Raw genomic sequence first — 11,958 nt, 5'->3', positions numbered from 1 at the left:
ATAAAGCTAACCCCGCAATTCGCAACAAGGATTGGCGATTTCAGTGGTTTGCCGTAGAATAACCGCCCTCATTAAGAGTCACCAAGGTGGTCAACCACAAACCCCGCATCGGTCAGCCATCCGTTGCGTCTACATGGGACAGAGTAAAAAATTGAATAAACAACCGCGTTCGCTTTCACCGCTGGTGCAATTGGCGGGAATTCGCAAAAGTTTTGATGGCAAAGAGGTCATTTCTAACCTGAATTTGACCATTAATAATGGTGAATTTCTCACGCTGCTTGGCCCCTCTGGCTGCGGTAAAACAACCGTTCTACGCCTGATTGCCGGTCTGGAAAATGTGGATTCCGGTCATATCATGCTGGATAACCAGGACATTACCGATGTTCCGGCGGAAAACCGCTATGTGAATACGGTATTCCAAAGTTATGCGTTATTCCCTCACATGACGGTGTTTGAAAACGTGGCTTTCGGATTACGCATGCAGAAAACCCCCGCCGCCGAAATCACACCCCGCGTTACCGACGCACTGCGCATGGTGCAACTCGAAGAATTTGCCCAGCGTAAGCCGCATCAACTCTCCGGCGGACAACAACAACGCGTGGCGATCGCCCGTGCCGTGGTGAACAAACCGCGCTTGCTTCTGCTGGACGAATCACTGTCAGCGCTGGATTACAAGTTGCGCAAGCAGATGCAGAACGAACTGAAAGCGTTGCAGCGTAAACTCGGCATCACTTTTGTGTTCGTTACCCACGATCAAGAAGAAGCGTTGACCATGTCTGACCGTATCGTGGTGATGCGCGACGGTGTTATTGAACAGGACGGCACCCCGCGCGAGATCTACGAAGAACCGAAAAACCTCTTCGTGGCCGGTTTTATCGGCGAGATCAATATGTTCAACGCCACCGTGATTGAGCGTCTTGACGAGCAGCGCGTTCGTGCAAATGTGGAAGGTCGTGAATGCAACATTTACGTCAATTTTGCGGTTGTCCCAGGGCAAAAGTTACATGTCTTGCTGCGCCCGGAAGACCTGCGCGTTGATGAAATCAATGACGACAACCACATTGAAGGTCTGATTGGTTACGTTCGCGAGCGCAACTACAAAGGGATGACGCTGGAATCGGTCGTCGAGCTGGAAAACGGCAAAATGGTGATGGTGAGCGAATTCTTCAATGAAGACGATCCCGATTTTGATCACTCGCTCGACCAAAAAATGGCCATCAATTGGGTAGAAAGCTGGGAGGTCGTACTGGCTGATGAAGAACACGAGTAAGTTCCAGAATGTGGTGATTGTCACCATCGTCGGTTGGCTTGTGTTGTTTGTCTTTTTGCCCAACCTGATGATCATTGGTACCAGTTTCTTGACCCGCGATGACGCTAATTTCGTCAAAATGGTCTTTACGCTGGAAAACTACGCGCGTCTGTTCGATCCGCTCTATTTTGAGGTGCTGCTGCACTCGCTCAATATGGCGTTGATTGCCACCCTCGCCTGTCTGGTTCTCGGTTATCCGTTCGCCTGGTTTCTGGCAAAATTGCCGGAAAAAGTCCGTCCGCTATTGCTGTTCTTGTTGATCGTTCCGTTCTGGACTAACTCACTGATCCGCATCTACGGGCTGAAAATTTTTCTTAGCACCAAAGGCTATCTCAACGAGTTCCTGCTCTGGCTGGGTGTTATCGATGCGCCGATTCGCATCATGTTTACCCCCAGCGCCGTCATTATTGGTCTGGTCTATATCCTGTTGCCGTTTATGGTGATGCCGCTCTACTCCAGCATTGAAAAACTGGATAAGCCACTGTTAGAAGCGGCGCGTGATTTGGGTGCCAGCAAGTTGCAGACCTTTATCCGCATTATCATTCCGCTGACCATGCCGGGGATTATCGCGGGCTGTCTGCTGGTGATGTTACCCGCGATGGGACTGTTCTACGTCTCAGACCTGATGGGGGGCGCCAAAAACCTGCTGATTGGTAACGTCATTAAGGTGCAGTTCCTGAACATTCGCGACTGGCCGTTTGGCGCCGCCACCAGCATTACGCTGACCATTGTGATGGGGCTGATGCTGCTGGTTTACTGGCGTGCATCGCGTCTGCTGAACAGAAAAGCAAGCGAACTCAGCGATTAAACCGCCACGTTCATTGCATTGATGATGGCAAAAACCGGCACCGTAAGGTCGCCGGTTTTTTATTGCTCACTCACCTTCTATTGCCACACTGACTTGCCGTTCACTATTTTATCTATTTACCAGGTTTCATCCGAAATTGTTAAACACTATTATGCACAGCCTCTGGATAATTCCACTTTCGACATAAGACGATTCCCATATAATTATTAAAACCGCCCCTCAATTAATTAACAGTAAAAATTAACTGCTGCATACCAAAAACCAATATCCTTAAAACAAGCCGATAACACAATAGCCGCTATGGGAATAATGACGTGGTAAAACAAGAATTTAAAAAAACATATAATGCTATATTTATTTATTGAACAACCGACAACTTTAATAGAATAATCTCATCAGACCACTCATAAAGCTATCTTTGCATAGGGATGCAAGTACAACCACTGCGTAAAAAACACAGGAAGGAGATAGTTTTCTGAGTCATATAACCTGAGAGTAAAATAATGAATAAAGTATCAATGCTGTTAGCTATCGGTAGTTTGTCAGTCTTGTTATCCGGGTGTGTTATTGCACCGCCGCAAGGCCACAATGGGTATGCCAAAAACCTTGAGCAGCAAGGCTGTACGCAGGTAGAAGATGCCAATGGAACCTGTGGTAATAACCCGCAGCGCCACCACAAACATCACCATCAGGATAAAAACATGATTACCCGCGATGGCATCACACTACCCGCATGTGCAGACATTCCCGATGCAAGCCAGGCCGATAATGGTTCCCGCTGCTGGTATTAATGGCGTTAAACGAGGTTCACCCTCTCACAGGGAATAAAATACTGAGCTTGCAGGAAAAACGCCTGCCTGCATTACCCTTTTATCTCCTTGCCAGTCAGCGTGTTATTTGTGTAAGTCGTATGTAATAAAAATCCCGGCATAATATTTTGCTGAGCGATACAAATATTAGCACTGCCGAAAACGAATAACTCTGATGTTATTTTTATTTTGGCAGGTAAAAAATTGAGAGTTAAAAATATGAAAAGTAAAAATATTACAGCAGCACTCATTATGGTGTTCGGCGGACTCTATTTTCATAGTGCTTTTGCTATCAGTGAGTCTTATCGGGCACAGCTGGAAAGTTCGGGTTGTACACAGGTTAGTGAAACAAACGGAACATGCAACCCTCATCATTCTAAGCAACAGAATGCCGCACAAGCGAACCGCCACCACCAGGCAGACCCCGACGCCGCGGCTGACGTCGCCCGCACAATTGATCGCCACATTGCAGGAAAGTATCAGGGGGAAGCGGTCGATTACATGGAGTCCCAGGGATGGCAATCGCAAAACGAAGAACGCACCCACTGGCGCAAATCCGGCTTTACCGCCAGGTTTGATATGAACCAGAGTAACGGGATGGTGATGGGGGTCATCGTACAGTAATCCTCCATCCGGCTGTATTGGTGGGCAAAACGTATAACGCCCGTCATTAAATCAGCCATTTTTTCCCGATAGCCAGGAAAATTGTTGTAAAATGCGCGGCCTCATGTGATGGCCGCGTTTTTTTGCGCGCTATTTAATCAACGAGTTTTGGAGATATTTTGGAGATAAAGGAAAAATTGAATAATTTCAATACTCTGAAACTGTCCCTTCTGCAACGCAAGGAGGTGGGTCTCGAATGATCGGTAGACTGCTTCGCGGTGGTTTTATGACCACCATTTATGCTTATCTGTATATTCCAATCATCATCTTGATTGTGAACTCCTTTAACAGCTCGCGCTTTGGCATCAACTGGCAAGGGTTTACCACTAACTGGTACAGCTTATTGCTCAACAACGACAGTCTGCTTCAGGCTGCACAGCATTCACTCACGATGGCCGTTGTCTCGGCAACCTTTGCCACGCTCATTGGCTCACTCACTGCCGTCGCACTGTATCGCTACCGCTTTCGCGGCAAACCCTTCGTCAGCGGTATGCTGTTTGTCGTCATGATGTCACCGGACATCGTCATGGCCATCTCCCTGCTGGTGCTGTTTATGCTGCTTGGCATTCAACTGGGGTTCTGGTCGCTGCTCTTCTCCCACATCACGTTCTGTCTGCCATTTGTCGTCGTGACTGTCTATTCACGTCTGAAAGGCTTTGATGTACGGATGCTGGAAGCGGCAAAAGATCTGGGCGCCAGCGAAGTCACTATTCTGCGCAAGATCATTTTACCGTTGGCCATGCCCGCCGTGGCGGCGGGTTGGTTGCTGAGTTTTACCTTGTCGATGGATGACGTCGTGGTGTCGTCATTTGTCACCGGACCTGGCTATGAAATTTTACCGTTGAAGATCTATTCGATGGTGAAAGTGGGCGTATCACCCGAGGTGAATGCGCTGGCAACAATATTGTTAGTTCTGTCGCTGGTGATGGTGATTGCCAGCCAGCTTATTGCTCGTGATAAAACGAAGGGCCGTTAAGGTCCGTAATTCAGGGGACGTTAAATGAACAAATGGTCACGCCACCTGCTTGCCGCGGGTGCTCTGGCACTGGGTATGAGCGCAGCTCACGCCAAAGATAACAACACGCTCTATTTCTACAACTGGACCGAGTATGTTCCGCCAGGACTGCTTGAGCAGTTCACCGAAGAGACCGGTATTAAGGTTATCTATTCGACCTACGAGTCGAATGAGACCATGTACGCCAAGCTCAAAACGTACAAAGACGGTGCCTACGACCTGGTGGTTCCTTCCACCTACTACGTCGACAAAATGCGCAAAGAGGGCATGATCCAGAAGATCGACAAGTCGGCGTTAACCAACTTCAACAATCTCGACCCTGAGATGCTCAACAAGCCGTTTGACCCGAACAACGACTACTCTATCCCTTACATTTGGGGTGCCACGGCGATTGGCGTCAACAGTGAGACGATCGACCCGAAAACCGTCACCAGCTGGGCCGACCTGTGGAAGCCGGAGTACAAAGGCAGTCTGTTGCTGACGGATGATGCGCGTGAAGTGTTCCAGGTGGCGCTGCGTAAACTGGGTTATTCAGGTAACACAACCGATCCGAAAGAGATTGAAGCGGCCTACAACGAGCTGAAAAAGCTGATGCCAAACGTGGCGGCGTTTAACTCTGACAACCCGGCTAACCCGTATATGGAAGGCGAAGTGAATCTGGGAATGGTGTGGAACGGCTCTGCCTGGGTTGCGCGTCAGGCCGGTACACCGCTGGAGGTGGTCTGGCCGAAAGAAGGCGGGATCTTCTGGATGGACAGCCTGTCGATTCCGGCAAACGCCAAAAACAAAGAAGGCGCGCTGAAACTGATTAACTTCCTGCTGCGCCCGGATGTCGCGAAACAAGTGGCGGAAACTATCGGTTATCCGACGCCTAACCTGGCGGCCCGTAAACTGTTAAGCCCGGACGTCGCCAACGACAAAACGCTGTACCCTGATGCAGAAACAATCAAAAAAGGGGAATGGCAGAATGACGTCGGTGCGGCCAGCGCCATTTATGAAGAGTATTACCAGAAGCTGAAAGCAGGACGCTAATTCAGCAGGAAGGCCCGATGTCGCAGTGCGAACCGGGCCTTTTATTTTACAAGCCTTTCAACAACTTCTCGACAAACTCCGGCACCACCTGACTCGCCGGGCCGTAATACTTCTCTTCAAATTCGCTGCCGACCTGGCTCGGTTCAAGGTTCAGTTCGATCGTATGTGCGCCGTGCAGTCGCGCTTCATGGACAAAACCCGCCGCCGGATAAACATGCCCCGAGGTGCCAATCGCGATAAAAATATCCGCCATTGCCAGCGCCATGTAGATGTCATCCATCCCCAGCGGCATTTCGCCAAACCACACCACATGCGGGCGCAACGGCGCCGGGAACTGGCAACAGTGACACTTATCGTCGGGGGTGACATCGCCTGTCCACTCCAGGATCTGCCCGCTCTGGGAACAGCGCACCTTCAACAACTCACCATGCATGTGGATAATATTCTCGCTGCCCGCACGCTCATGAAGATTGTCGATATTCTGCGTCACCAGTAAGAAGTTCTCACCGAGGGCTTCTTCCAGTTTTGCCAGTGCAATATGCGCCGCATTCGGCTCAATTTCGGGTTGCTGCAGTTGCTGTCGACGCGCGTTATAAAATGACTGGACCAGTGTAGGGTTGCGCGCAAATCCTTCCGGGGTCGCCACATCTTCCACGCGATGCTCTTCCCAGAGACCATCGGCCGCACGAAACGTACGAATGCCGGATTCTGCTGAGATCCCTGCCCCTGTAAGTACTAATACTCTTGGTTTTTCCATCACTTCCGGCACCACTCTGTCTCTGAAAAAGATCCGTTGACGCAGGCGTTCGCGTAAATGGCGTTTGTTTTTACGAAAACGAGTTAATCGATGACCCCGACGCGACTGCATAACAACCTCTTTTGATTAGTCGGTAAGATGTAAGAAGGCGGCGCCGCGCATTCCCCCCGCATCCCCATGTCGTGCTCGTTCAATACGCGGCACCCGGGCGACGGGCAAGAGATGTTGTGGCAATCGGTCCGCCAACTGCGTTGTTATCGCTGTGAAATTCGATAAACCGCCGCCGATCACGACCAGGTCGGGATCGACAATAGTCAGGATATTGCCCAGACAGACCGCTAATAAATCCAGATAGCGTTCAACGTGGGCTCGCGCCTGAACATCACCCTGCTCCCACAGCGCAATGATTTCAGGAGCCTGCAAAGGTTGATGATAGTAATGCTGATACAGCCATGCAAATCCACGGCCGGAAAGATAGTTTTCGATACAGCCCAGTTGCCCACAACCACAGCGGCGTAATGGGAAGTCAAAACCCATCAGCGTGAGTGCATCCACCGGTAAACGGATATGACCAAATTCACCGGTAATGTAGCTGTGTCCGGCGATCGATTTTCCATTGATGATCAGACCGCCGCCGACACCGGTGCCGAGGATCAGCCCCATCACCAGCGGATACTGCGTAAACTCATCGTCCCAGGCTTCGGAGAGGGCAAAACAGTTGGCGTCGTTATCCAGGCGAACATCACGATCCAGGCGAGCGCTGAGATCGGCACGTAAAGGTTTGCCGCTGGCGGCAGGCACATTGGCGGCGTACAGCGTACCGTCCGCCGTCTCAGGCATACCGGGAATACCGATGCCGACGCTGCCTTTCTCGCCAAATCGCGCATCGGCCTCAGCGACCAAATCACACACCGCATCCAGAAAAGCCTCATAGCTGTCGCGGGGGGTTGGCACACGCTTTTCCCACTGCAAATGCCGTTTGTTATCAAACACGCCTAACGCAATTTTGGTCCCGCCAATGTCAAACCCGTAATACATCGCCGCTCCTTGTTTCTGTGTACCGCAGTTACTGGCCGCTGAGAACTCTCGCTGGATCGATATTACTGGCGCGCCGCGCCGGATACCAACTGGCTAACAAACTCAGCAACAATGCCGTGACCAGTACGTAAAGGACATCCAGCCAGTGTAATTCGGATGGCAGGAAGTCGATAAAATAGATATCCCCGGACAAGAACTGATGGCCGATAATCGTCTCAATACCTTCGATGATGGGGGTCAGTTGCAATGAAACGACAACACCGATAACCACCCCACACAGGCTGCCAAACAGCCCCGCCAGCAGTCCATACCAGACGAAAATGGCACGAATCAAACCGTCTTTGGCGCCCAGTGTTCTTAATACGGCAATATCGCCACTCTTGTCTTTTACCGCCATCACTAAAGTCGAGACGATATTAAAACAGGCCACGCCGATCACCAGCACCATCGCCAGATACATAATGGCGCGGATCATCTGAATATCGCGGTACATATAGCCGTAAGTCCCAATCCAGCTTTTAATGTAAACATAGCTATTGGTGACTTCGCCCGCGTCACGCACCAGTTTGTTGGCGTTAAAGACATCGTTAACTTTGATCGCAATACCCGAAACACTGGATCCCATCTCCAGATACTGTTGAGCATCGGTCATCGGGATCATCGCGAAACTGTGATCCAGCTGGCCGCTCAGTTGCAAAATCCCCGCGACATGCAGACGCACGCGTTTGGGCTGCATCAGTTTATGATCCGCATTTGAATTTGGGATCATGATCGAAACCCAGTCGCCCTGTTTGACTTTCAGGGCATCTGCCACGCCTTTGCCGATGATAATTTGCTGTTCACCGGCCTTAAAGTTATCCCAGGCATGGTTTTGCACAAACGAGGGAAGCGCGCTCAGTTGCTGTTCCTGTTTAGGATCGACACCTTTCACCTGAATAGCGCGCAGATTAGCGCCGCTCTCCACCAGTCCGGTAAAGTTGATGTAGGGTGCTGCCGCCGCAATGCCCGGCACCTTCTGTACGTTTTCCAGCGCGTCGCGCCAGTTGGTCCACGGCTGATTAACCGCTTCAATTTCACCGTGCGGAACCACTGCCAGAATACGGTTATTCAGCTCACGTTCAAAACCGTTCATCGCGCTTAAACCGACGATCAGCACCGCCACCCCCAGCGCAATGCCGATCGTAGAAATCACAGAGATCAGCGAGACCATTCCGCCACGCCGACGACCACGGCTAAAACGCAGCCCAATCAATAACGATAAAGGCGACGCCATTACTCTGCTCCCATCAGGCTCAATTCCGCCGTCAGGCGACCGTCGCGCATCTCAAGCTGACGGTTCATCCGTTTCGCCAGTTGCAGGTCGTGGGTGACGACCAAAAATGCGGTGCCCTGTGAACGATTCAACTCGCCCAAAAGCTGGAAAATACTGTCGGCGTTACGCGCATCCAGGTTCCCCGTGGGTTCATCCGCCAGTACCAGCCGCGGGTTGTTGACCAGCGCACGCGCAATCGCCACACGCTGGCGCTCGCCGCCGGAAAGCTCAGAAGGACGGTGGCTGGCGCGATGATCCAGCCCCACGGCTTTGAGCATTTCACGCGCACGTTCGCTAATTTCCGCCGGTTTCTTTTTGCCGATCAGCAACGGCATGGCAACGTTTTCCAGCGCGCTGAAATCCGGCAGCAGATGGTGGAACTGATAGATAAAACCGAGTTTTTGATTGCGCAACTCCGCTTTTGCGGTCGAGGAGAGTTTACTCATCGGTTGGCCGCTAAATATCACATCGCCCGAGGTCGGCGTATCCAGTCCGCCCAGCAGATGCAGCAAGGTACTTTTACCCGAACCGGAGCTGCCCACGATCGCCATCATTTCGCCTTCGCCTACGCTAAAACTGACATCATGCAGCACGTCGGTTTGCACAGTGCCTTCCTGATAGCGTTTGCACAGGTTGTCGCATTGCAACAGGATCTTATTCATAACGTAAAGCCTCAGCGGGTTGAGTGGCGGCAGCGCGCCAGGAAGGATAAAGCGTAGAAAGCAGTGCGATAGCCATTGCCACCAGCGCGATGACAATAACCTGCAGCGGTTCAATGGCCACAGGCAGCGCGGCGCCGTCCAGGATCGCGCCAATCACCGGCATCAGATTATTCAACTGACTGGCCAGTAATGCGCCCAACGCAGCCCCCAGCAGCGCGCCGATAATACCGGCACTCGCGCCCTGAACCATAAAGACCATCATGATTTGGCGCGGCGTCAGCCCCTGCGTTTGCAAAATAGCCACTTCCCCTTGCTTCTCCATCACCATCAAGCCCAGCGAAGTAATAATGTTGAATGCGGCGACCGCCACGATCAGGCTTAACAACAGCCCCATCATGTTCTTTTCCATTCTTACCGCCTGGAACAGTTCGCCTTTGCGCTCACGCCAGTCCTGCCATTTTGTCCCTGCCGGCAATGTTTGCTGGCTGAGGGTGTCGACTTTCAGCGGTTCGTTCAGCCACAAACGCCAGCCGGTGATATTCCCTGCCGGATAGCGCATCAAACGCGAGGCATCCTGAATATTGACCAGCATCTGGTAGCCATCGACCTCGCTATTCGCCGCGAACGTGCCAATCACCGTAAATAAGCGCTGGCTTGGCAGCCGTCCCATCGGGGTAAACTGGCTGGCGGAAGGCACCATCACGCGAATTTGATCGCCGCGATTCACCCCCAACTGCCCGGCGAGCTGTTCGCCAAGGATGACATTATACTTGCCCGCTTCGAGGGAGGTTTGCTTCACATTGACCAGATACGGCGTTAACGGATCTTTTTGCGCCGGATCGATACCCAGCATGACCCCAACCGCCACACTGCGCGCACTTTGCAGGACGACATCGCCCGTCGTCAGAGGCGCAATACGATTCACGCCGTTTAAGGCAACGGCTTTTTCCGGTAACTGCTGAGGATTAAGGGAACCCTGCTCAGACGAGAGAATTGCCTGAGGCATCAGGCCAAGAATATTGTTTTGCAGTTCACGTTCAAAACCGTTCATGACCGACAATACCGTCACCAGCGCCATCACCCCAAGGGTAATGCCAATGGTGGAGAGCCAGGAGACAAAGCGACCGAAGCGATCTGCTGCACGCCCACGCATGTAGCGCAGGCCGATGAATAGAGCGACAGGTTGATACATGAAATCCGTCTGGTTGCGGTTAGCAAAGTCACGAGTATATAAGCGAAAGCGGAATGGGTAAATGACTGAACCGCAAGTGTTCGTCAGTGTTATTCCTAAAAGTATCCACAAATCAACTTACTAAAGTGACCCACTCCGCGCCCTCATCCTGACCTGATCTTTATCTTAAAAATATAAAAAGCAGATTGTTACGCATTACAGCAACGCGCATGACCCGCAGGATCGTAGGCTACGTCGAACACTACGGGCAGGCCGTTTTTATGAAACAAAAAGAATTATGGATTAACCAAATCAAAGGGTTATGTATTTGTCTGGTGGTAGTCTATCACTCGGTAATCACCTTCTACCCTCACCTCACCACCTTCCAGCATCCCTTTTCGCAGGTGCTGTCTAAATGTTGGATCTATTTCAATCTCTACCTTGCGCCGTTTCGTATGCCCGTTTTTTTCTTTATTTCGGGGTATTTGATCCGCCGCTATATTGATGCGGTCCCCTGGAAGGCGTGCGTGGAAAAACGCATCTGGAGTATTCTGTGGGTCCTCGCGCTGTGGGGCGTAGTGCAATGGCTGGCATTAACCTCGCTCAATCACTGGCTGGCGCCTGACCGGGATATCAGCAGTAGCGCAAATGCAGCCTACGCCACCAGCGTAAACGCGTTTCTGCACGGGATGCTCACCGCCAGTACCAGCCTGTGGTATCTGTATGCGCTGATGGTCTATTTTGTCCTGTGTAAACTCTTCACCCGCTGGGCAAAACCGCTGTTTGCCGTCTTTGTCGTACTGAGCGTCACTATCAATTTTCTCCCGACACCGTGGTGGGGGATGAACAGCGTTATCCGCAATCTCCCCTGGTACAGCCTCGGTGCCTGGTTTGGCGGGTCGCTCATGACGGGCATAAAACAGACGCCGCTACGGCGTCATCCTGTTGCCATGCTGACCCTCGCGGTAGTGGCTGTTGCCGCATGGCTGGCAAACATCGCATTGCTTCTTTCATTTGTTTCAATCGTACTGATCATGAAAACGTTTTATCAGTTCGAGCAGCGTTACGGCATGCGTTCTTCCGGTCTGCTCAACATCATTGGCTCTAACACCATTGCTATCTACACCACCCACCGTATTCTGGTTGAAGCGTTCAGCTTAACCCTGACGCCCAAACTGAATCAGGCGTCATGGTCGCCTCAGATTGAGTTCGCGCTGTTGCTGGTCTATCCCTTCCTCAGTCTGCTGCTTTGTACTCTGGCGGGACTTGCCGTGCGCACTGTATCGCAGAAGGTCTTCGCCGATCTCTTCTTTTCTCCCCCTTCCCGCCAGGCCGTCACGAGCCCGTCCGCGTAAGTTTTTCGCCCCTGTACGGGGGCGAAT

The 11,958-nt window shown here is 51.6% G+C and carries 12 protein-coding genes; 7 read left to right on the top strand and 5 right to left on the bottom strand.

Annotated elements, in window-relative coordinates; genetic code table 11:
- Positions 1-133 precede the first annotated feature (133 nt).
- The 6 genes from potA to potD all read left to right on the top strand — a co-directional run bounded on the left by potA (position 134) and on the right by potD (position 5,636).
- Positions 134-1,270: a spermidine/putrescine ABC transporter ATP-binding protein PotA gene (gene potA / locus AC07NP_RS10860; RefSeq protein WP_162380597.1), complete on the top strand. Its 1,137-nt coding sequence runs from the start codon at positions 134-136 to the stop codon at positions 1,268-1,270.
- A complete protein-coding gene (gene potB / locus AC07NP_RS10855; RefSeq protein ID WP_494660479.1) occupies positions 1,254-2,117 on the top strand; it encodes a spermidine/putrescine ABC transporter permease PotB in 864 nt (287 codons plus the stop codon). The genes potA and potB overlap by 17 nt, the downstream gene beginning before the upstream one ends.
- 503 nt (positions 2,118-2,620) lie before the next feature.
- A complete protein-coding gene (locus AC07NP_RS10850; protein WP_494660478.1) occupies positions 2,621-2,908 on the top strand; it encodes a hypothetical protein in 288 nt (95 codons plus the stop codon).
- A 237-nt stretch (positions 2,909-3,145) separates the two neighbouring features.
- Positions 3,146-3,550, top strand: coding sequence for a hypothetical protein (locus AC07NP_RS10845; protein ID WP_494660477.1), 405 nt, complete (start codon positions 3,146-3,148; stop codon positions 3,548-3,550).
- 235 nt (positions 3,551-3,785) lie between these two features.
- On the top strand, positions 3,786-4,565 hold the full coding sequence (potC, locus tag AC07NP_RS10840) for a spermidine/putrescine ABC transporter permease PotC (protein WP_192612477.1): 780 nt from the start codon (positions 3,786-3,788) through the stop codon (positions 4,563-4,565).
- 24 nt (positions 4,566-4,589) lie between these two features.
- Positions 4,590-5,636, top strand: coding sequence for a spermidine/putrescine ABC transporter substrate-binding protein PotD (gene potD / locus AC07NP_RS10835; RefSeq protein WP_494660476.1), 1,047 nt, complete (start codon positions 4,590-4,592; stop codon positions 5,634-5,636).
- 46 nt (positions 5,637-5,682) lie between these two features.
- Here potD and cobB read toward each other — a convergent pair whose 3' ends face one another.
- From cobB to lolC, 5 genes are read right to left on the bottom strand one after another with little or no spacing between them, the layout of a single operon-like run.
- Positions 5,683-6,504 (bottom strand): Sir2 family NAD+-dependent deacetylase, encoded by an 822-nt coding sequence (gene cobB, locus AC07NP_RS10830; RefSeq protein ID WP_494660475.1) that lies wholly within the window; start codon positions 6,502-6,504, stop codon positions 5,683-5,685.
- A 15-nt stretch (positions 6,505-6,519) separates the two neighbouring features.
- Complete coding sequence (nagK, locus tag AC07NP_RS10825) at positions 6,520-7,431, bottom strand: N-acetylglucosamine kinase (protein ID WP_494660474.1); 912 nt, start codon at positions 7,429-7,431, stop codon at positions 6,520-6,522.
- Between the two features lie 28 nt (positions 7,432-7,459).
- Positions 7,460-8,704: a lipoprotein-releasing ABC transporter permease subunit LolE gene (lolE, locus tag AC07NP_RS10820; protein WP_203360934.1), complete on the bottom strand. Its 1,245-nt coding sequence runs from the start codon at positions 8,702-8,704 to the stop codon at positions 7,460-7,462.
- Positions 8,704-9,405 carry a lipoprotein-releasing ABC transporter ATP-binding protein LolD gene (gene lolD, locus AC07NP_RS10815; protein ID WP_301697352.1) on the bottom strand — a complete coding sequence of 234 codons (702 nt, stop codon included), beginning with the start codon at positions 9,403-9,405 and terminating at the stop codon, positions 8,704-8,706. The genes lolE and lolD overlap by 1 nt, the downstream gene beginning before the upstream one ends.
- The gene (gene lolC / locus AC07NP_RS10810; protein ID WP_301697353.1) at positions 9,398-10,597 is read right to left on the bottom strand and encodes a lipoprotein-releasing ABC transporter permease subunit LolC; all 1,200 of its coding nucleotides are present in this window, start codon (positions 10,595-10,597) and stop codon (positions 9,398-9,400) included. The genes lolD and lolC overlap by 8 nt, the downstream gene beginning before the upstream one ends.
- Positions 10,598-10,857: 260 nt before the next feature.
- On the opposite strand from lolC, the gene AC07NP_RS10805 reads away from it, so the two are divergent.
- A complete protein-coding gene (locus AC07NP_RS10805; protein WP_494660473.1) occupies positions 10,858-11,931 on the top strand; it encodes an acyltransferase family protein in 1,074 nt (357 codons plus the stop codon).
- Positions 11,932-11,958: the final 27 nt, after the last annotated feature.

The sequence above is a fragment of the Citrobacter sp. GW821-FHT07H02 genome, from assembly GCF_059418505.1.
This window is presented reverse-complemented; position numbering and strand designations above follow the sequence as displayed.